A 19,152-nucleotide genomic window follows, 5' to 3' on the forward strand; every position below is an offset into this window, starting at 1 on the left:
TCTCGGCATGAGTACTCCGCTGGACAGCCCCGATCAGGGTGGCGTGGCAACGCTCGATCGCGAACTCGAAGAGCTGCTGCAGGAAGAGCATCTCGAGCCGGGGGACCACGAGCGCTTCTCGCACTACGTCAAGAAGGACAAGATCCTCGAGTCGGCGATCACCGGCAAGCCGGTGCGCGCGCTCTGCGGCAAGAAGTGGACTCCGGGCCGCGACCCGGAGAAGTTCCCGATCTGCCCGACCTGCAAAGAGATCTACGAGAGCATGGTGTCCTGACGCGTCGTCGCGTCAGTCCGCATCCACGAACAGAGTCGGGATCGCCGGGTCCGATTTGCTGAGGGCCAGCGCCCGCACGGGCAGCTCCTCCCGCACCCGCAGGTGATGCTCTCGCGCCGACGCGGTCCCGGTGGCGCCCTCGTGCGCCGCATCGATCTCGCCGCCGTCGACGAGAACGACCTGCAGTGCGCGGGCGTCAGGGTGCTCGGCAGCCGTGTCGACCTGCTCGAAGCCGTCGGCGACCGACACGGTCTCGGCGACAGCGACGCCCGCGTCGAGGGTGCGGAACGCCGCCTTGCGTCCGCCCTTCGACCCCTTGTCGGTGGATGCCTTGGCCACGGCGACCCAGCCACCGGAGGAGTCCTGTCGGGCGACGAGCTTGTAGACCATGCTCGCGGTCGGGTAGCCGGAACCGGTGACCACGGAGGTGCCGACCCCGTAGAAGTCGACGGGGGAGGCCGCCAGGGCGGCGATCGCGTACTCGTCGAGGTCGCTCGTCACCGTGATCTTCGTCCCGGTCGCCCCGAGCTCATCGAGCTGCTGGCGGACGGCCGCCGCGACCAGCGGCAGATCGCCCGAGTCGAGCCGCACCCCGCCGAGCCCCGTGCCGGCGACACGAATGGCCGTCTCCACGCCCTTGCGGATGTCGTAGGTGTCGACGAGCAGCGTGGTGCCGGTGCCGAGGCTCTCGATCTGAGAGCGGAACGCATCCTCCTCGGAGTCGTGCAGCAGAGTCCACGAGTGCGCCGCGGTGCCCATCGTAGGGATACCCCACTGCCGCCCGGCCTCGAGGTTGCTCGTCGACGCGAATCCCGCGATGTACGCGGCGCGGGCGGCTGCGACCGCGGACTGCTCTGCTGCGCGACGCGAGCCCATCTCCGCGAGCGGGCGCTCGCCGGCGGCGATGCTCATCCGCGACGCCGCCGTCGCGACCGCGGAGTCGTGGTTCAGCACGCTCAACGCGAGTGTCTCGAGCACGACGGCGTCGGCGAACGTGCCCTCGACGGTGAGGATCGGGGAACCGGGGAAGTACAGCTCGCCCTCGCGGTAGCCGCGGATGGTTCCCGTGAATCGGTAGTTCTCGAGGTAGGTGACGGCCTCGGCATCCACCACGTCGTTGTCGCGCAGATACCGCAGCTCGTCCTCGCCGAAGCGGAAATCGCGCAGCAGCGTCAGCAGGCGCCCGGTGCCGGCGACGACCCCGAAGCGACGGCCGCCGGAGAGGCGCCGCGAGAACAGCTCGAACACGCTCGGTCGCGACGCGGTGCCGTCCCGCAGCGACGCGGCCAGCATGGTCAGTTCATAGCGGTCGGTGAGGAACGCGGAGCTCATCGGGCCAGTGTATCCAGCCGCCGGGTCGGGGATACTGGTCAGCGGACGCCCGCCCCCACGACCCGCGACGGAGCCTGCGCATGTCAGACGAGCTGACCCGACTCGTGAACGGAGTCCTGTGGCCCGGATTCCTCGGTTCCGAGGTGCCGACGTGGCTCGGCATCGCGCTCGATGAGGGGCTCGCGGGCGTGGTCTACTTCGCGCAGAATCTCGTCGGTGACACGGCCGCGCTGAGCGCGAGCATCCACGATCGATCGCCGCGTGCGCTGATCGGCATCGACGAGGAGGGCGGCAGCGTCACGCGGCTCGAGACGCAGGGCGGATCCACCGTCCCGGGGGCGGCGCAGCTGGGCGTCGTGGACGACGTCACGGCCACGGAGGCGACCGGCTACGAGATCGCGCGACGCGTCGACGCCGTCGGCGCCGACGTCGTGCTCGGCCCGGTGGCGGATGTGAACAGCGACCCGCGCAACCCCGTGATCGGGGTGCGCTCCTTCGGCGACAGCGCCGACCTCGTCTCCCGACACGCCGCCGCCGCGGTGCGGGGCATCCAGCGAGCGGGGCTCGCGGCGTGCGCCAAGCACTATCCCGGGCACGGCGACACGCGCACCGACTCCCACCACGATCTGCCCGTCCTCACCCTCACGCAGCGCGAGATCGACGAGCAGCATCTTCCGCCGTTCGCCGCCGCGGTGCAGGCGGGGGTGCGCTCGATCATGACCGCGCACATCGGCTCTCCCCTCTGGGGCGACGCTCCCGCCACCCTCAGCCCGACCGTGCTCGGGCGGCTGCGCGCCGACGGCTTCGACGGGGTGATCGTGAGCGACGCCCTCGACATGGCCGCGATCCGGGAGCGGGCGGGGATCGGCGGGGGAGCGGTGCAGGCTCTCGCCGCGGGCGTCGACCTGCTGTGCATCGGCAACCCCACGAACCCCGGAGCGGCGATGCTGCCCGATCAAGACGAGCGGGACTACCGCTCGGCACGCGACGCGATCATCGCGGCGATCCGCAACGGCGAGCTCGCCCGCGAGCGGGTGGAGGAGGCGGCCCGGCGCGTCGCGTCGATGGCGGATGCCGTCAGGCGGCGCCCCGAGCCCCCGGAGGCGGTCTTCGACGCGGACAGCATCGCCGATCGTGCGGTGCGCGTGCAGGGCGAGCTGCCGGCTTTCACCGACGAGCCGACCACGGTCATCGACCTGCGCACCCCGTCGAGCCTGGCGGTGGACAGCGCGGCGGATCACGTCGCACGGGTTCTCGCCGTCGGCGGCGAGATCGTGCGCTTCGACGCATCGTCGGCCACGAGGAGTCAGCTCGCCGATGCTGCCGGTCGAGTGATCGCGCGGCAGAGCGTCGTGCTCGTCGACCGTCTGGACGTCGGGTGCGCGCAGCGGGCCGTGCTGGATGCGCTCCGCGCTGCCGCGCCAGGCGTCGTCGCGGTGAACGTGGGGCTGTTCGCGGAATCCGACGGCGTCGTCGTCTCGTCGCCTGCCGCCAGCGCGCTCGCCGCCCGCGCCGCCCGGCGCGCCCTGCGGGGGCGCTGACGCCGTCGAACAGCAGCCGCGGGCCGTACTCCGAAGAGCGGCACCAGGGCGTCCGCACCCGAGAGCAGCATGCCGCCGACTAGGCTTGAACACCATGGACGACGCACCGATCGGGATCTTCGACTCCGGTGTCGGCGGACTCACGGTGGCGAGGGCCATCCGCGCGCAGCTTCCGCAGGAGTCTCTGGTGTACATCGGCGACACGGCGCACTCGCCCTACGGGCCGAAGCCGATCGCCGACGTCAGGCGGTACAGCATCGAGGTGCTCGACGCGCTCGTGGACCAGGGCGTGAAGATGCTCGTGATCGCGTGCAACACGGCATCCGCGGCGGTGCTGCGCGACGCCCGCGAGCGGTACGACGTGCCGGTCGTCGAGGTGATCGGCCCTGCCGTGCGGCGCGCCGTCTCGACCACGCGCAATGGCCGCGTCGGCGTGATCGGAACGGTCGGCACGATCGGTTCGCGGGTGTACCAGGACATGCTCGAGGTGAACGAGCGCCTGGAGGTGTTCACCGCCGCGTGCCCTCGCTTCGTCGAGTTCGTCGAGGCCGGCATCACCGGCTCGCCCGAGGTGCTGGCCGTGGCCGAGGAGTACCTCGCCCCGTTGCGGGATGCCAGGGTCGACACCCTCGTGCTCGGATGCACGCACTACCCGTTTCTGCGCGGCGCGATCAGCTACGTGATGGGCGAGGGCGTCTCGCTCGTCTCGAGCGACGACGAGACCGCCGCCGACGTCTACCGCCAGCTCGTGAAGCACGATCAGCTCGCATCCCCGGGCGCCGTCGCCAGCTACGTCTACGAGGCGACCGGCGATTCGGCGGAGGACTTCACCGCCCTCGCGAACCGGCTGATGGGCCACGAGGTGCGCGACGTGCAGCTCGTGCAGACCGGCGTGATCGATCTGCCGTACCTGCTCGCAGCTGAAGCCGATGAGGTCGGCCGCGACGGCACCGTCCAGCCCTGACACCCCGCCTTCGACCCGATCCGCCCTGAACCGCTCCGCCTTCGAACCGCTCCGCCCTGAACCGCTCCGAGAGGACACCATGTCAGACATCGTCCGCGCCGACGGGCGCAGCACCGACCAGCTCCGCGAGATCACGATCGAGCGCGGCTGGTCCACGCACGCCGAGGGCTCGGCGCTGATCAGCTTCGGCGGCACGAAGGTGCTGTGCACCGCGTCGTTCACCAACGGCGTGCCGCGCTGGCTGACCGGCAAGGGCAAGGGGTGGGTGACCGCCGAGTACGCGATGCTGCCGCGTGCCACCAACTCGCGCAACGACCGCGAGAGCGTGAAGGGCCGCATCGGCGGTCGCACGCACGAGATCTCCCGCCTCATCGGCCGCGCGCTGCGCGCGGTGGTCGACACGAAGGCGCTGGGTGAGAACACCATCGTCATCGACTGCGACGTGCTGCAGGCCGACGGCGGCACCAGGACCGCGGCGATCACCGGGGCGTACGTCGCGCTCGCCGACGCCATCGAGTGGGGTCGGGACAAGAAGTTCATCGGTCGCAACGCGAAGCCGCTGCTCGATACCGTCGCGGCCGTCTCGGTGGGCATCATCGACGGCGAGCCGATGCTCGATCTCGCCTACGTCGAGGACGTCCGCGCCGAGACCGACATGAACGTCGTCGTCACCGGACGCGGGCTCTTCGTCGAGGTGCAGGGCACCGCCGAGGGCGCGCCGTTCGACAAGCGCGAGCTCGACGCCCTGCTCGACCTGGGAGTCGCCGGCTGCGCGTCGCTGCAGCAGCACCAGCTCGCGGCGCTGGCCGAGGGAAGTGCCGAATGAAGGTCGTCCTCGCCACGCACAACCCGCACAAGGTCGCGGAGTTCCAGCAGATCGTCGCCGCCACCCGTCCCGACCTCGAGGTGATCGGGTACGACGGGCCCGAGCCGGTCGAGGACGGCGTCACCTTCGCGCAGAACGCGCTGATCAAGGCACGCGCGGCGTTCGCACATACAGGGCTGCCGGCGCTCGCCGACGACTCCGGAATCTGCGTGGACGTGCTCGGCGGATCCCCCGGCGTCTTCTCGGCGTACTGGGCGGGGCAGAAGAAGGATGCCACGGCCAACCTCGCGCTGCTGCTCGACCAGCTCCGCGACGTCGCCGACCCCCACCGCACCGCGCAGTTCCACTCGACCATCGCGCTGGTGACCGCCGACGGCGCAGAGCGCACCGTCGAGGGCGTCTGGCCCGGGCGCCTCGCGCACCGGGCATCCGGCTCGGGGGGATTCGGGTACGACCCGATCTTCATCCCCGACGGTCAGGACCCGGCCTCGGAGCGCTCAGTAGGCAAGTTCACCGACGCCGAGAAGCAGTCGCAGTCGCATCGGGCCCGCGCCTTCCAGGCTCTGATCCCGCTGCTCGCCGCGCTGTAGCACCGCCCCGCCCGAGCTGTTGAGAACCGTTACCGTTCCCGTGTGCTCGGAAAGGGCCTCGAGAGCGTGCCGCCCGGCCTAGCCTGGAGGCATGCACGACCACGCACCCGCCGCCGGGGGGATTCGCGACGCCGGCCACCGGCGCCTGCTGGCGATCTCGCTGACGCTGACCGCCACCGTGATGGTGGTGCAGGTCGTCGGCGCGATCCTGTCGGGCTCGCTGGCGCTGCTCGCCGACGCCGCGCACATGTTCACCGACTCGTCGGCCCTCGTGATCGCCCTGATCGCGACCGCGGTGGCCGCGCGACCCGCCGATGACCGGCGCACGTTCGGCTACCAGCGCGCGGAGGTGTTCGGTGCGCTGATCAACGCCATCATCCTCATCGCGCTGATGGTCGTGGTCGCCGTGCAGGGCATCCAGCGGCTGATCGACCCGGGCGAGGTCGAGGTGGCGGGCCCGCTCATGCTGGCCGTCGCAGTCATCGGCCTGATCGCCAACGCCATCGCGATGTGGGTGCTCAGCCGCGCGCAGAAGACGAGCATCAACGTGCGCGGCGCCTACCTCGAGGTGATGGGCGACCTGATCGGGTCGGCGATGGTCATCGCCGCCGCCGTTGTGATCGTGACCACGGGATGGATGCCGGCCGACGCGATCGCCTCGCTGCTGATCGCGGCGCTCATCCTGCCGCGCGCGATCTCGCTGCTGCGGGAGGTGTTCTCGGTGCTGGCGGAGTCTGCACCGCAGGGCATGGCGGTCAGCGAGATCCGCGAGCATCTGCGGGTGTATCCGGGCGTCGTCGACGTGCATGACGTGCACGTGTGGCAGCTGACCCGCGGCGCCCCCGTGTTCACCGCGCATGTGACGGTGGAACCGGCCGTGCTGGCATCCGGTGGTTCGTCGCGGCTGCTGCAGGAGCTGCAGGGCTGTCTTGCGCACCACTTCGACGTCGCCCACTCGACCTTCCAGCTCGAGCCCGCCGATCATGACGAGTGCGAGGCCGCGCACGCCTGAGCGTCAGTCCTCGACGCGCACCTCGTCGGGCGACTTGTCCGGCCGCAGCCCGCGCCAGCGGGAGTGACGCAGGATGCCGCCCGGTGACCAGTTCGCGAACTCCACCTCGCCGACCAGTTCCGGACGCACCCACAGCGCGTCGGATGCGTCGGGTGAGGGCACCTGCAACGGGGCGGTCTGCACGCGCAGCGGCTCGAGCTGCGCGCGGAGATCGCGCAGCATCCGGTCGGTGAATCCGGTGCCCACCCGACCGACGTAGCGCAGACCGCCGTCGGCCTCCGGTGACGGCACGGCGAGCAGCAGCGAGCCGATCCCGTCTCGACGGGCGCCCTGACCGGGCCGAATGCCGACGACGACGACCTCCTGGGCATGCGTCCGCTTGAGTTTCAGCCACGAGCTCGAGCGTCGCCCTGGTCGGTACCGGGAGTCGGGGTCTTTGGCGACGACACCCTCGAGGCCGAACTCCCGACTCGCGTCGAGAGCGGCCTCGAGATCGTCGAAGACGGGCGGCACCTGCACCGGAGCGTCGAGATCGGCGGCGAGCTGCTCGAGCAGCTCGCGCCGCTGGCGCAGCGGCATGCCGGTGAGGTCGTGCCCGTCGAGTCGCAGCAGATCGAAGAGCATGTAGCTGATCGGGGTGCGCACGACCTCGCGTTCGATCTCGCGGCCCTTGGTGAGGTGCATCCGATTCTGCAGGAGGGCGAAGCTGGGGCGCCCGTCGTGGTCGAAGGCGACGATCTCGCCGTCGACCACCGCCTCGGCGGCTGGCAGGTGCGGGGCTCCGTCGGCGGTGAGCTCGGGATAGCGCGCGGTGATGTCGGTGCCGCTGCGGGCGCGCAGAGTGAACCGGCCGATGCCGTCGCCATCGCGCTGCCACGTGCCGATCGCTCGGATGCCGTCCCACTTGATCTCCGCCCACGCCGGCTCGCTGAGCGAACGCGCGAGGCCCGGCGTGCCGGACTCCGACAGCATCGGCGGGATGAACGGGGGCACCGCGGTGGCGTCGGCGCTGTTCTCCTGCTCGGGTGGAGACGGTCTCCCGGTGCGGCGAGGGGATCGCCGGCCGGGGGATGGCTGCGCGTCCGCATCCTTCATGCGGTGCAGCAGCCACTGCGACTTCTCGCCCTCGCCGCCGGTGCGGATCAGAGCGAGACGGGCTGTGCCGAGCCTGCCGCCCGGCTGCCCGGTGAACGTGCCGATCACCTCCTCGTCGCGCCACTTCTCCAGTGAGACCGTGCCGGTGTCCCACACGGTCATGGAACCTGCACCGTACTCGCCGGCCGGGATCTCGCCCTCGAAGTCGAGGTACTCGAGCGGGTGGGGTTCCGTCATCACCGCCAGGTGGTTGCGGTCGGCGGTCTCCGGCACGCCCTTCGGCACCGCCCAGCTGACGAGCACGCCGTCGCGCTCGATCCGCAGGTCGTAGTGCAGCCGACTGGCGTGGTGCTCTTGGATCACGAACCGCGGCGCATCGCCCGAGCCCGCATATGCCGTGCGCGGCATGGGCTCGGGAGTCTTCTCGGCGTCCCGTTTCGCGAGGTACGAGGTGAGCGCGGTGCTGGGCGGTGCGAGGGCCGCCAGGGGGTCGACGCCGGAGCGCATCCGCTCGAGAACCTCGTGCAGGTCGAGGTGCCGCAGAGCCGGGTCGTCGAGCTCATCCCACGTGCGTGGCGCCGCGACCCAGGGGTGAGCGCGTCCGCGCAGGGAGTACGGCGCGATGGTGGTCTTGGACGCGCTGTTCTGACTCCAGTCGATGAAGACCCTGCCGCCGCGCTGCGACTTCGCCATGACGTGGGTCGCGAGGTCGGGATGGTCGGCCTCGATCAGCCGCGCGAGCTCCTTCGCCACCGCCGAGACGTCATCGCTCGACTGCAGGCCGGTGCCGTCGTCGGCCGTGGGCAGGCGGGCGTACAGGTGGATGCCCTTGCTGCCGCTCGTGACCGGCATCGGCTCCAGCCCCATCCCGCCGAGGATGACGCGGGCGATCCGCGCGACCTCGGCGCACTGCGTGAGGCCCACATCGGGACCCGGGTCGAGGTCGAGCACGAGCCGGTCCGGCATCCCGCGTCCGCCGGAAGGGGTGAAGCGCCACTGCGGCACGTGCAGCTCCAGAGCGGCGATCTGCGCGAACCAGACGAGCGAGGCGACATCGTCGGCGAGCGGGTAGTCCTTCGGGCCGTCGGAGTGCTCGATCGGCATCCGCCTGATCCAGTCGGGGGCCCCGCGCTCGAGCTGCTTGGTGAAGAAGCTCCCGCCGGGCGCGTCTGCCGTGCCGACCCCGTCGACCCACCGCTTGCGGGTGACCGGGCGTCCGCGCAGGTGCGGCAGCATGAGCGGCGCGATCTGCGAGTAGTAGGCGATCACCTCGCCCTTGGTGGTGCCGGTCTCGGGGTAGACGACCTTGTCGAGGTTGGTGATGCGCAGGCGACGGTCGTCGATCTGAACGACCTGCTCGCCGGATGCCATGGGGCCAGGTTAGTGGGCATCCGCAAGCCCCTCGCGGCTGGCGGCGGCCTGGTGTTCACTGAGGGCATGAGAAGCATCTGGAAGGGCGCTCTGACGTTCGGACTCGTGAACGTCCCGGTGAAGGTGTACTCCGCGACCGAGGACCACGACGTGCCGCTGCACCAGGTGCACCACGAGGACGGCGGGCGCATCCGGTACCAGCGCATCTGCGAGATCGACGGCGAGCCCGTCGAGTACGCCGACATCGACCGCGCCTACGTCGACGACGGGCAGACGATCGTGCTCACCAAGGACGACCTGGCGTCGCTCCCGACCGAGAAGAGCCGCGAGATCGACGTCGTCGAGTTCGTGCCCAGCGACCAGGTCGATCTGCTGACCCTCGACAAGGCCTACTACCTGGAACCCGACTCGAAGTCGCCGAAGGCGTACGTGCTGCTGCGCAAGACCCTCGAGCAGACCGACCGCACCGCCATCGTGCGCTTCACCCTGCGGCAGAAGACGCGCCTCGCCGCGCTGCGCGTGCGTGGCGACGTGCTCGTGCTGCAGACGCTGCTCTGGGCGGACGAGGTGCGCGAGGCCGCTTTCCCCGCGCTCGACGAAGACGTGAAGATCAGCACGAAGGAGCTCGAGATGTCGGCAGCTCTCGTCGAGAGCTACTCCAGCGACTTCGACCCGGAGGAGTTCGTCGACGAGTACCAGAAGGAGCTGCGCACCCTCATCGACGCGAAGATCGAGGCGGGCGAGGGCTTCGACGCGGCCTCGACCTTCGGCGACGAGCGCGAGGCCGAGAAGGGCGGCGAGGTCATCGACCTGATGGAGGCGCTGCGCGCCAGCGTCGAGCGCACCAAGGCGGCCAGGAAGGGCAGCGCGGCGGCGGATGCCGAGGACACAGCCGACGACGGGGACGCCGACGAGGAGAAGCCGACGCGCAAGAAGGCGGCCCCGAAGAATGCGGCCCCGAAGAAGGCGGCCCCGAAGAAGCCGGCGGCGAAGAAGGCGTCGACCAGGAAGAAGGCCGGCTGAGCCTTCGGCAGGGTCAGTGCTTCCCGTCGCCGTCGAGGTCGGGCGCACGGTCGAAGACCTCGGGATCCAGCCGCAGGGCCTCTGCCTCGGCGGCATCCGTGTCGACGTCGTCTCCGCGGGCGGCGGCCTTCTTGGCCTTGTACCGCTCGACGAGGTAGTGCCACAGGGTGACGACGGCGGTGCCGCCGACGGCGAGCAGCAGGATGAGGTCGATGTAGTCGACGACGAGGTCGCGGATCCACGGGATGTAGGCGATCAGGTAGCCGACCATCGTCAGGCCGAAGCCCCACAGCAGCGCGCCGATCAGGTTGAACAGCGAGTACCGCTTCCACGGCATGTGGCCGACTCCCGCGGCGACCGGGGCGAAGGTGCGCACGATCGGCACGAAGCGGGCGAGGATGATCGTGATTCCGCCGAAGCGGTCGAAGAACGCGTTGGTGCGCTCGACGTTCTTCACGCTGAACAGGCCGGATTCCTTGCGCTCGAACACCGCGGGCCCGCCCTTGTGTCCGATGAGATAGCCGACCTCGCCGCCCACGAACGCCGCGAGCGCGATCAGCAGCGAGACGCCCCAGATGTTCACGCCGAAGATGTCGCTGGTGTGGGTGAGCAGCCCGGAGATGACGAGCAGCGTGTCACCCGGCAGCAGGAAGCCCACCAGCAGCCCGGTCTCGGCGAACACGATGAAGCAGACCACCGCGAGCGCCCAGGCACCTGCTCCCTCGATGATGTTCGCCGGGTCGAGCCATGGGATCAGCGCCGTCGGGGCCTGGAGCATGGTGTGGAGCAAAAGAGTTCCCGTCGTTCGATATCGGCGGAGTGCGGAGATGCGGTGCGGAAGATGGGACTTGAACCCACACGCCCGGGGGCACAGGAACCTAAATCCTGCGTGTCTACCGATTCCACCACTTCCGCGCGGTTTTGAGTCTAGCGATCGAGTCGGTCGGGTTTTCCATAGATTCGCCCTACGGCTTCCTGTGGATAACTTCGACGCGGGCGTGTCGATCTCTGTCAGGATGCCCGGCGTGAGCTATCCGTCCGCCGCCGTCGCCGAGAGAGTGCGTCGGCGTCTGCGCCTGGAGAACACCGATCCCTCGGCCGAGCCCGACGAGGCGCGTCGGATCGCGCAGCTGGAGGTGCGCAGGCACAACGACCTCGCCCTGCAGCGGGGCGAGGCGATGATCGACGACGAAGCGGCTCTCGTGCGCGATGTCCTGGCATCCGTCTCGGGGTTCGGCGCGCTGCAGCCTCTTCTCGACGACCCCGAGATCGAGGAGATCTGGCTCAACGGTCCCGACCGGGTGTTCGTCGCGAAGGGCGGGGCGACGCACCGCGTCGACCTGCAGCTGACGGATGCCCTGATCCGCGACCTCGTCGAGCGGATGCTGCAGACCACGGGCCGTCGCGTCGACGTGAGCCAGCCGTTCGTCGATGCGTCGCTGCCCGATGGATCGCGTCTGCACGTCGCGATCGCCGACGTGGTGCGTGGATCCTGGGCGGTGAACATCCGCAAGTTCCTGACGCGGCACCGCACCATCGAGGCGCTGGTCGCGCAGGGCTCCGTGCCCTCGCAGGTCGCCGACCTGCTGCTGGCCGGGCTGCGCGCGGGACGCAGCATCATCGTCTCCGGCGCCACGCACGCGGGCAAGACCACGCTGCTCGGTGCTCTGCTGTCAGCCTGCGCGGCCGACCAGCGCATCATCACGGTCGAAGAGACGTTCGAGCTCGCCGTCGACGGCCCGGACGTGGTGGCGCTGCAGGGCCGCCAGGCGAGTCTCGAGGGCACCGGAGAGATCACGCTGCGCCGGCTCGTGAAGGAGGCCCTGCGCATGCGACCTGATCGCCTCGTCGTCGGCGAGGTCCGCGATGCCGAGGCGCTCGATCTCGTTCTCGCCCTGAACACCGGCGTGCCCGGCGCGGGCACAGTGCACGCCAACTCGGCCGCGGAGGCACTCGAGAAGCTGGCGCTGCTGCCCCTGCTCGCCGGGCGCAACATCGACCGCTCCTTCATCGTGCCGGCGCTGGCATCGTCGATCTCGTTCGTCGTGCACTGTCGTCGGGAGGCAGACGGGTCGCGTCGGGTCGTCGAGGTGATCGCGCCGACGGGCGAGGTCGCCGACGGCCGCATCGTCAGCACCTCGGTCTACCGGGCGGAGGAGGTGACATGACTCTGCTCGTCGGCGCGCTGCTCGGTGCGGGGCTGCTCCTGTGCGTGTCGCCGTGGCTCTGGCCGCGCCAGGAGGGACCCGCTCGCGATCCGCGCAGCACGCGTCTGCGACGGCTGCTCGATGAGGCCGGGCACTCGCGCACGCCGACGCGCACGATCGTCGCGGTCATGGTCGCGATCGCCGCGGTGTCGGCCGCCCTCGCATGGCTGCTCACGGGCATCCCGGTGCTGGTCTCCCTCGCTGCGCTCGCCGGCGCTGCCGCTCCCGTGATGTTCCTGCGCGGACGCAGGCTGCGGCTGCGCAAGGCGCGGCGGCAGATGTGGCCGGACGTCTGCGATCTGCTGGTCGCGGCCATCCGTGTGGGGCTCTCGCTGCCGGATGCGGTGGCGAGCCTCGCCGAATCGGCGCCGCCGGCCGTGCGTCCGGCGTTCCAGGTCTTCGCCCGCGACCTGCAGTCGACCGGACGCTTCGAGTCGAGCCTCGACCGGCTGAAGGCGACACTGGCCGATCCGATCGCCGACCGCATCGCCGAGACGCTGCGGATGGCCCGCCAGGTCGGCGGCACCGAGCTGACCGGCGTGCTGCGCGCGCTGTCGTCGTCGGTGCGCGCGGATGCCGCGCTGCGCGGCGAGGTCGAGGCGCGGCAGTCGTGGATCCGCGGCGCCGCCGTGCTCGGCGCGGTCGCCCCCTGGGTGATCCTGGGGCTGCTCGTGATGCGCCCCGAGGGTCGCGACGCGTACGGCAGCACCGAGGGAGTGCTCGTCATCCTCGTCGGCGCGGTCGTGTCGGTGGTGGCGTTCCGCATCATGCTGCGCATCGGGCGGCTGCCAGAGCCGGAGCGGTGGTTCGGATGACCGCCGCGACGGATGCCGCCATCGCGGTGCTGCTGGGCGGGTCGCTCGCGCTCGGCCTGCTCGGCGTGCTCTCGGCGCTGCCGCGCTGGGGCGCTCCCTCTCTCGAGCGACGGATCGCGCCGTACGTGCGCGATGTGGTCGACGATGATGCGCTGCCGGCGGGCATCCTGCCGGCCGTCAGCGTCATGCCGGTGCACGGCCGCCGACTCTGGGACAGGCTGCGGGAGATGTTCGACCGGATGCTCGGCGGTGGCGACACGCTGCGGCTGCGTCTCGGGCAGGCCGGCGCCGACCAGACACCCGCGACCTTCCGCGGGCGTCAGCTCGCCTGGGGAGTGACCGGACTCCTGGTCGGCGCGGTCGCCGTGGTGGTCATGGCGGTCTCGGGGCGCATGACTCCGCCGGCCGTGCTGCTGCCGGTCATCGCCGCAGCCGGCGCGGCGATCGCATACGACATGCAGCTCACCGCGCGGGCACGCTCTCGTCGCGCGCGCCTGGCCGACGAGCTGCCCACGACGCTGGAGTTCCTCGCCCTGTGCCTCTCAGCGGGCGAGTCGCTGCTCGACGCGCTGCGCCGCGTGTCGGCGATCGGCACGGGGGAGCTGACCGGAGAGCTGCGTCAGACGGTGCTGGCGGTGCACACCGGGTCACCGCTCGCGGACGCGCTCGGCGAGACAGCCACGCGGCTGCAGCTGCCGGGGCTCTCCCGTGCCACCGACCAGATCGTCGCCGCCCTCGAGCACGGTGCGCCGCTCGCCGCGGTGCTGCACTCGCAGGCTGCCGACGCCAGAGACGAGGCGAAGCGCGTGCTCATCGAGCAGGCAGGGCAGAAGGAGATCCTCATGCTCCTCCCTACTCGGTGGGTTTGCGTCTAACGCTCCGGTCACCCTCCCCAAGTTCCCGTTCGAGGTCTCTCTCCGGGACGTCGATGAGGCCGCGTGATGCCCGCTCTCGACGTGGTGACTTGTGCCGTGAAGTCGCGCATGGTTTTGTCGCGCCCAGAAACCTCCGTCAGCGACTGCTGACGGATCACCCAGGGCCTAACCCACCCACGGATCGCAAAATCCACCCAGGGCGCGGCCCGCCCAGAATCGAGGTAACTCAAATGACCGTCGACACCGCACCTTTCGTGCAGGCGTTCCTGACCTTCCGGCGCTCGGTGGCTCAGGCCGTCGACTATCAGAACCCGAACTACACCAACTCCGCGATCCACCGCGAGCGGTTCGAGCGACTCATGCAGGCTCGGGCGGCGCTCAGCGACCGGATCCCGGCCGCAAAGGATGCCGACTCGGACGCGCAGATCGCGGAGGTGCTCGACGGGCTCGCCCCGAAGAACGCCGACGATGTGGCGCTCCAGGAGGCCGAGTGGCGCAAGGTGCAGACGCTCCTGGCCGCTGGCCGGTCGCTTGAGGCGCTGATCTTCGCGGCGAACCCGCTCCGTCTGGCGGCGATCGCCCAGTGGATCGAGGTGTCGCCGGAGGCTCTCAGGTCGGCAGATCCGTCCGGTGTGATCGCGGAGGTTCGCGAGCTGGTCTTCCAGCAGCTGGTCGAGCGGGGCGTCCCGGCGGCGACCCGGGCGCGTGACCTCACGGCAGACGCCAACCTGGTGTCGGCATGGCGCGACCTGCTGATCGAGGCGCTGGAGGGCGGCTCGTCCCTCGCGGCGATGTCCCGCGTGGCTCGCCTGGACCCGCAGGGTTACGCGGCACTCGGCATGGATGAGTCGGTCACTCGTGACGTGGAGATCGACTATAAGGTCGAGAAGCTGGACGGCCTGCGCCTGCGGCGTGACGCCGTGGCAGTCAAGGGAGCCTGACCGTGGCGGCGGGTAAGCGCACGGCCCCTGAGGTCGAAGCGCAGGTTATCGACCTGGTAGAGGCTGGCAAGACCCGCCGCGAGGTCTCGGAGGCGACGGGGGTGTCGACACGTGTGATCACGCGCATCGTGCGCGATGCCCCCGGCGTCGAGTTCGCGATGATCGGCTCTGGGTCGTCGGGTACGGCGATGGCGATGGCGAAGGCGCGGAGGGTGCAGAGCGAGTATGCGCGGAACCGGCGGGCGGCGTTGTCCGAGCGCATCCTCGATGCGACCGAGAAGACGCTCGATCTCCTCGACACGTGCACGGCTCCTCGGGAACGGCAGTTCCTGTCGCAGGCGCTCCGCAACCACGCGGCGGCATACGCCGACCTCACGTCGCAGGATGCGAAGGCGGCACCGGACATGCAGGTGGTGGTGTCGATCTTCGACAGGTTCAATGCGAATGCGGAGGCGGTGATCGGCTCCATGGCTCCGACGCCACGCCCAGGACTCATCCAGGAATAGGCTCCGCGCCTCTCCCTTGAATCGAGAAGGCCCGGCACCCCCTCAGAGGGCGTCGGGCCTTCTCCGTGTTCAGGAAGACCCCACTGGAGCCGGGGGAGTGTCCGTGGGAACAGGTACGCTCCTCAGCAAGCGGTGCGAACGGTGCGAGGGGAATAGGTGCGGGTTGGTTTCGAAGGTTGCAAAAGGATCTGTTGGACAGGACATCTGGGCGGGTGACCTGCGCGCGCTGCGTGGGCTTGTGAAGACTGCTGACGAACTTGCAGATTACGTTCGCGACAAGCGGCAAGCGGTGATTGAGACAGGCAAGAACGAACGTCGCCGCGAGGCCCACGAGAGCTGGGCGTTCATGGGCGAAGAAGCAGCAGACGCGCGCTGGATCGAAGGTGAGCGAGACCTCCTAGAGAAATTCGATCGTGCCTCGGCGGTGGTCTTGGAGGTCGAGCAGCGTCGCTGGGCTCTGGTTTCATCCGGCGACCCGGAATCGGTGATGGCCGACATCGACGACCCCTCCGATGTCCGACGCATCAAGATCGAGCTCGCTGAGCGCTACTCCGCATTGTTAGGCGGCTACCGCCTCACAATCGAACTCGATGAGCGCCGCGTGCAAGCGGTATTTGAAGGCCCAGAAGCACACTGGATTGACCTTGTTGGTACTCGGCTTTCCGGCCAATTGAAACGCCAGCGGCCGTGGTACTGGTGGTTCCGTTCGAATGTGGCGCTATGGGTAGTCGGGGTCCCCGTGTGGCTGGTCGGGCTGATCCTCACCCTTTGGCTAACAAACAACGGCGTAGAGCTTCTGGCCGCACTCGGAGTCAATCTGGTTTTCGTGATGCTCTTCTCCGCAGTTCCGATACGCCTCATTCAACGGCTGGTCCGGCCGTTCGAACTGGTGGAAGACGGAGAGAAGGTGAAGACGGCTCGCAGGCTGAAAGTTGTCGGCTCGGTGGTCGCCTGGGTTGTTGCTTCGATCGTGCTACCGATCGCTCTGATCTGGCTCAATCCGTCACTGCCGCAGACTGAACCGACCTCGACCAGCAGCGAGTCCGCCCAGAGGTGACCGCGTGGATGATTTCGAGCGCCAGCGGCAGCTGAGGGTCGAGCGTGACGCGCTCGCGTTCGACACGCCGAACTGCCCGACCTGTCTGCATCGGATGGAGCCCGCCGAGGTCGACGGTGAGCCAGTCTGGCGTTGTCCAGAATGCGGACGAATCGCTTAGCGCTGCGCCCGGCCGTCTGCGAACCCCTGCTCGTAGCCGAAGTCCATGCCCTGTCGAAAGAACTCTCCACTGACCGCGTTGCGTGCTCCGTGGTTGGACGACGCCTCCGCGCCAGATGAAGTCCGGCAGCGTTCCCCGGGCTGTGCGCCGCAATAGTCGCAACCCACCTTCAACGTCAGATCGCTCATTTCCGTCTCCTCACGAGTCGCTCGATGACAGCCTAGGGCGGGGAGCGGCCCGATAGACAGGGATCGGTTGCTCAGTCGGATGCACGTGCCGACACGGGTTCGCGGCGCGGCGCTGACGTCGGGGGCTCCGAATAAGATCAGAGTGCCACCGGGGCATCCCGGCCAACCCCCGGGAGTGATCCAGCAACGTGTCTCTCAACAGCAACCTCAGCGCAGCCAAGGTCGCGAAGGAAGATGAGTTCTACACAGAACTGTCGGATATTGAGCGGGAACTCAAGCACTACAAGAAGCACTTCAAGGGCAAGGTCGTCTACCTCAACTGCGACGACCCCCGGGTCAGCAACTTCTTCCACTTCTTCAGCTACAACTTCGAGAAGCTCGGGCTGAAGAAGCTCATCGCCACGTGCTACAAGAGTCAGGACGTGGACCTGTTTAGCCAGAATGACGCCGAGGAAGCGGTCTACCTCGAATACGAAGGTGACAAGGACGGCGACCTCGTGCCCGGTCCAGATGAGATCGGGATCAAGCCGCTTCGCGGTGATGGTGACTTCCGGAGCCCGGAGAGCATCGAACTGCTCATGCAGGCCGACATCGTGGTGACTAACCCGCCGTTCTCGCTGTTCCGCCAGTTCGTGGCGCAGATGATGAAGTACGACAAGCAGTTCCTCATCGTCGGCAACCAGAACGCGATTAGCTACAAGGAGATCTTCGCCCTGATCAAGGCGAACAAGCTGTGGGTCGGGAACAACAGCGGCGACATGAAGTTCCGGGTTCCCGACTACTACGAACCTCGCGAGACCCGGTTCTGGATCGACGATGACGGGCAGAAGTGGCGCAGCCTCGGGAACGCGTGCTGGTTCACCAACATGGATTTCAGCAAGCGTCACGAAGACCTCGTGCTCTACAAGCGCTACAACGCAGAGGACTACCCGGCCTACGACAACTACGACGCAATCGAAGTTTCGAAGGTCGTGGAGATCCCCATGGACTTCGACGGCGTGATGGGGGTGCCGCTGACATTCCTCAACCAGTACAACCCCGACCAGTTCGAGATCGTCGGACTGAGCGGCACCGACTATCCCATGACCAAGCGGTACGGCAAGAAGGAGCGCGTCGTGGACGGCGTGCGCAAGAAGTCCAACACGGGGACCCTCGGTTGCGTGATCCGCACCGACTCATTCGGACCTGGCACCCACTTCGACGTCGGGTATCCAGTGAAGGGGATTTACCGACGCCTGTTCATTCGCCGCAAGGAAGCCACCGCATGAAGATGACCATCGAACCCACCAAGATCACCGTCCGCGAACTCACCGAGGACTACGAAGACAACGCCGAGGCCGGGGTGGTCGGGTACAAGGGCAAGCTCGACATTCGCCCGCCGTACCAGCGCGAGTTCGTCTATAAGGACAAGCAGCGCGACGCGGTTATCGACACGCTCATCAAGGGCTACCCGCTCAACGTCATGTACTGGGCCGTCCGTGACGACGTGCCTGACGACGACGAGCGTATCTACGAGGTGATGGACGGCCAGCAGCGCACCATCAGCATCTGCCAGTACGTCGATGGCGACTTCGCGTTCGAGGGACGTTACTTCCACAACCTCCAGCCGGATGAGAAAGACCAGATCCTCGACTATGAGCTGACCGTCTATCTCTGCTCGGGTCCTGCCAGCGAGAAGCTCGCCTGGTTCGAGACCATCAACATCGCGGGGGAGGAGCTCACCCAGCAGGAGCTCCGGAACGCAGTGTTCGCCGGTCCGTGGGTGTCATCCGCGAAAGGATATTTCAGCAAGAGCGGGTGCCCCGCCTACGGGCTCGGGAGCAAGTACGTGACGGGCGAGCTGAACCGCCAGGCGTACCTGGAGACGACGCTCAAGTGGATCAACGACGGCGACGTCAAGGGCTACATGGCCACCCACCAGCACGACGCGAACGCACTCGACCTATGGCTCTACTTCCAGGGCGTCATCACCTGGGCCGAGGCGACGTTCCCGGTCTACCGCGCGCCGATGAAGGGCGTGCCGTGGGGCGAGCTCTACAACGCGCATAAGGGGACCACCTCGGATGCGGCGGCGCTCGAAGTCGAGGTGGCGCGGCTGATGCAGGACGAGGACGTGACTCGCAAGAAGGGCATCTACTCGTACGTGCTCGACGGCCAGGAGAAGCACCTCAGCATCCGCGCGTTCACGCCGAACCAGAAACGCGAAGCGTACGAGCGGCAGAAGGGAATCTGTCCGTTCTGCAATGAGCAATTCGAGTTCAACGAGATGCACGCCGACCACATCAAGCCGTGGCACAAGGGTGGGAAGACCGAGGCGTCGAACTGTCAGATGCTCTGCATCACCGACAACCTCAGCAAGGGTGGGCACTAGGAAC

The 19,152-nt window shown here is 68.6% G+C and carries 20 protein-coding genes and 1 tRNA gene; 16 read left to right on the top strand and 5 right to left on the bottom strand.

Annotated features, from left to right (window positions below):
• Window positions 1–7 precede the first annotated feature (7 nt).
• Window positions 8–274 (top strand): DUF3039 domain-containing protein, encoded by a 267-nt coding sequence (locus tag H9633_RS10850; RefSeq protein ID WP_071640714.1) that lies wholly within the window; start codon window positions 8–10, stop codon window positions 272–274.
• A 12-nt stretch (window positions 275–286) separates the two neighbouring features.
• Here the strand turns inward: H9633_RS10850 and H9633_RS10855 are convergent, their stop codons facing one another.
• Window positions 287–1,606 carry a nicotinate phosphoribosyltransferase gene (locus H9633_RS10855; protein ID WP_191713184.1) on the bottom strand — a complete coding sequence of 440 codons (1,320 nt, stop codon included), beginning with the start codon at window positions 1,604–1,606 and terminating at the stop codon, window positions 287–289.
• Window positions 1,607–1,686: 80 nt separating this feature from the next.
• Between H9633_RS10855 and H9633_RS10860 the strand changes: the two genes are divergently transcribed.
• The 5 genes from H9633_RS10860 to H9633_RS10880 all read left to right on the top strand — a co-directional run bounded on the left by H9633_RS10860 (window position 1,687) and on the right by H9633_RS10880 (window position 6,539).
• Entirely contained in the window at window positions 1,687–3,147 is a 1,461-nt protein-coding gene (locus H9633_RS10860; RefSeq protein ID WP_191713185.1) for a glycoside hydrolase family 3 protein, read from the top strand.
• A gap of 94 nt (window positions 3,148–3,241) precedes the next feature.
• Complete coding sequence (gene murI / locus H9633_RS10865; RefSeq protein WP_191713186.1) at window positions 3,242–4,111, top strand: glutamate racemase; 870 nt, start codon at window positions 3,242–3,244, stop codon at window positions 4,109–4,111.
• 79 nt (window positions 4,112–4,190) lie between these two features.
• A complete protein-coding gene (gene rph, locus H9633_RS10870; RefSeq protein WP_191713187.1) occupies window positions 4,191–4,937 on the top strand; it encodes a ribonuclease PH in 747 nt (248 codons plus the stop codon).
• Window positions 4,934–5,527 (top strand): RdgB/HAM1 family non-canonical purine NTP pyrophosphatase, encoded by a 594-nt coding sequence (rdgB, locus tag H9633_RS10875; RefSeq protein WP_191713188.1) that lies wholly within the window; start codon window positions 4,934–4,936, stop codon window positions 5,525–5,527. Before rph ends, rdgB begins: the two co-directional genes overlap by 4 nt.
• A gap of 91 nt (window positions 5,528–5,618) precedes the next feature.
• Complete coding sequence (locus tag H9633_RS10880) at window positions 5,619–6,539, top strand: cation diffusion facilitator family transporter (RefSeq protein ID WP_191713189.1); 921 nt, start codon at window positions 5,619–5,621, stop codon at window positions 6,537–6,539.
• 3 nt (window positions 6,540–6,542) lie between these two features.
• Here H9633_RS10880 and H9633_RS10885 read toward each other — a convergent pair whose 3' ends face one another.
• Window positions 6,543–9,005 carry an ATP-dependent DNA ligase gene (locus tag H9633_RS10885; protein WP_191713190.1) on the bottom strand — a complete coding sequence of 821 codons (2,463 nt, stop codon included), beginning with the start codon at window positions 9,003–9,005 and terminating at the stop codon, window positions 6,543–6,545.
• A 66-nt stretch (window positions 9,006–9,071) separates the two neighbouring features.
• Between H9633_RS10885 and ku the strand changes: the two genes are divergently transcribed.
• Window positions 9,072–10,028 (top strand): non-homologous end joining protein Ku, encoded by a 957-nt coding sequence (gene ku / locus H9633_RS10890; RefSeq protein WP_191713191.1) that lies wholly within the window; start codon window positions 9,072–9,074, stop codon window positions 10,026–10,028.
• Window positions 10,029–10,041: 13 nt separating this feature from the next.
• Here ku and H9633_RS10895 read toward each other — a convergent pair whose 3' ends face one another.
• Both H9633_RS10895 and H9633_RS10900 read right to left on the bottom strand, forming a co-directional pair.
• Window positions 10,042–10,806 (bottom strand): DedA family protein, encoded by a 765-nt coding sequence (locus tag H9633_RS10895; RefSeq protein WP_071640730.1) that lies wholly within the window; start codon window positions 10,804–10,806, stop codon window positions 10,042–10,044.
• Window positions 10,807–10,861: 55 nt separating this feature from the next.
• Window positions 10,862–10,943, bottom strand: a tRNA-Leu gene (locus H9633_RS10900).
• Window positions 10,944–11,053: 110 nt separating this feature from the next.
• Here H9633_RS10900 and H9633_RS10905 point away from each other — a divergent pair.
• The 7 genes from H9633_RS10905 to H9633_RS13300 all read left to right on the top strand — a co-directional run bounded on the left by H9633_RS10905 (window position 11,054) and on the right by H9633_RS13300 (window position 16,589).
• On the top strand, window positions 11,054–12,196 hold the full coding sequence (locus tag H9633_RS10905; protein WP_318247266.1) for a CpaF family protein: 1,143 nt from the start codon (window positions 11,054–11,056) through the stop codon (window positions 12,194–12,196).
• Window positions 12,193–13,050, top strand: a complete 858-nt coding sequence (locus H9633_RS10910; protein WP_191713192.1) for a type II secretion system F family protein — start codon at window positions 12,193–12,195, stop codon at window positions 13,048–13,050. Before H9633_RS10905 ends, H9633_RS10910 begins: the two co-directional genes overlap by 4 nt.
• Window positions 13,047–13,925, top strand: a complete 879-nt coding sequence (locus H9633_RS10915) for a type II secretion system F family protein (RefSeq protein ID WP_191713193.1) — start codon at window positions 13,047–13,049, stop codon at window positions 13,923–13,925. The genes H9633_RS10910 and H9633_RS10915 overlap by 4 nt, the downstream gene beginning before the upstream one ends.
• A gap of 230 nt (window positions 13,926–14,155) precedes the next feature.
• On the top strand, window positions 14,156–14,866 hold the full coding sequence (locus H9633_RS10920; RefSeq protein WP_191713194.1) for a hypothetical protein: 711 nt from the start codon (window positions 14,156–14,158) through the stop codon (window positions 14,864–14,866).
• A gap of 101 nt (window positions 14,867–14,967) precedes the next feature.
• Window positions 14,968–15,372 carry a helix-turn-helix domain-containing protein gene (locus H9633_RS10925; protein WP_225211414.1) on the top strand — a complete coding sequence of 135 codons (405 nt, stop codon included), beginning with the start codon at window positions 14,968–14,970 and terminating at the stop codon, window positions 15,370–15,372.
• Window positions 15,373–15,535: 163 nt separating this feature from the next.
• A complete protein-coding gene (locus H9633_RS10930; protein WP_191713195.1) occupies window positions 15,536–16,429 on the top strand; it encodes a hypothetical protein in 894 nt (297 codons plus the stop codon).
• A 4-nt stretch (window positions 16,430–16,433) separates the two neighbouring features.
• Window positions 16,434–16,589 carry a TFIIB-type zinc ribbon-containing protein gene (locus tag H9633_RS13300; protein WP_191713196.1) on the top strand — a complete coding sequence of 52 codons (156 nt, stop codon included), beginning with the start codon at window positions 16,434–16,436 and terminating at the stop codon, window positions 16,587–16,589.
• Here H9633_RS13300 and H9633_RS13325 read toward each other — a convergent pair.
• A complete protein-coding gene (locus H9633_RS13325; RefSeq protein WP_449843654.1) occupies window positions 16,586–16,957 on the bottom strand; it encodes a zinc finger domain-containing protein in 372 nt (123 codons plus the stop codon). The two genes, H9633_RS13300 and H9633_RS13325, sit on opposite strands and share 4 nt — an antisense overlap.
• An 8-nt stretch (window positions 16,958–16,965) precedes the next feature.
• Between H9633_RS13325 and H9633_RS10945 the strand changes: the two genes are divergently transcribed.
• Together H9633_RS10945 and H9633_RS10950 are read left to right on the top strand one after the other, a co-directional pair.
• On the top strand, window positions 16,966–18,045 hold the full coding sequence (locus H9633_RS10945) for an adenine-specific methyltransferase EcoRI family protein (protein ID WP_191713198.1): 1,080 nt from the start codon (window positions 16,966–16,968) through the stop codon (window positions 18,043–18,045).
• Window positions 18,042–19,148, top strand: a complete 1,107-nt coding sequence (locus H9633_RS10950) for an HNH endonuclease family protein (RefSeq protein ID WP_225211415.1) — start codon at window positions 18,042–18,044, stop codon at window positions 19,146–19,148. Before H9633_RS10945 ends, H9633_RS10950 begins: the two co-directional genes overlap by 4 nt.
• Window positions 19,149–19,152 lie beyond the last annotated feature (4 nt).

This window comes from Microbacterium commune, assembly GCF_014836945.1.
Lineage (GTDB): Bacteria > Actinomycetota > Actinomycetes > Actinomycetales > Microbacteriaceae > Microbacterium > Microbacterium commune.

Bases quoted from the DNA above. Each gene is read 5' to 3' on its own strand.
- H9633_RS10850 (WP_071640714.1), top strand. From the start codon at position 8: ATGAGTACTCCGCTGGACAGCCCCGATCAGGGTGGCGTGGCAACGCTC.
- H9633_RS10855 (WP_191713184.1), bottom strand. From the start codon at position 1,606: ATGAGCTCCGCGTTCCTCACCGACCGCTATGAACTGACCATGCTGGCC.
- H9633_RS10860 (WP_191713185.1), top strand. From the start codon at position 1,687: ATGTCAGACGAGCTGACCCGACTCGTGAACGGAGTCCTGTGGCCCGGA.
- murI (WP_191713186.1), top strand. From the start codon at position 3,242: ATGGACGACGCACCGATCGGGATCTTCGACTCCGGTGTCGGCGGACTC.
- rph (WP_191713187.1), top strand. From the start codon at position 4,191: ATGTCAGACATCGTCCGCGCCGACGGGCGCAGCACCGACCAGCTCCGC.
- rdgB (WP_191713188.1), top strand. From the start codon at position 4,934: ATGAAGGTCGTCCTCGCCACGCACAACCCGCACAAGGTCGCGGAGTTC.
- H9633_RS10880 (WP_191713189.1), top strand. From the start codon at position 5,619: ATGCACGACCACGCACCCGCCGCCGGGGGGATTCGCGACGCCGGCCAC.
- H9633_RS10885 (WP_191713190.1), bottom strand. From the start codon at position 9,005: ATGGCATCCGGCGAGCAGGTCGTTCAGATCGACGACCGTCGCCTGCGC.
- ku (WP_191713191.1), top strand. From the start codon at position 9,072: ATGAGAAGCATCTGGAAGGGCGCTCTGACGTTCGGACTCGTGAACGTC.
- H9633_RS10895 (WP_071640730.1), bottom strand. From the start codon at position 10,806: ATGCTCCAGGCCCCGACGGCGCTGATCCCATGGCTCGACCCGGCGAAC.
- H9633_RS10910 (WP_191713192.1), top strand. From the start codon at position 12,193: ATGACTCTGCTCGTCGGCGCGCTGCTCGGTGCGGGGCTGCTCCTGTGC.
- H9633_RS10915 (WP_191713193.1), top strand. From the start codon at position 13,047: ATGACCGCCGCGACGGATGCCGCCATCGCGGTGCTGCTGGGCGGGTCG.
- H9633_RS10920 (WP_191713194.1), top strand. From the start codon at position 14,156: ATGACCGTCGACACCGCACCTTTCGTGCAGGCGTTCCTGACCTTCCGG.
- H9633_RS10950 (WP_225211415.1), top strand. From the start codon at position 18,042: ATGAAGATGACCATCGAACCCACCAAGATCACCGTCCGCGAACTCACC.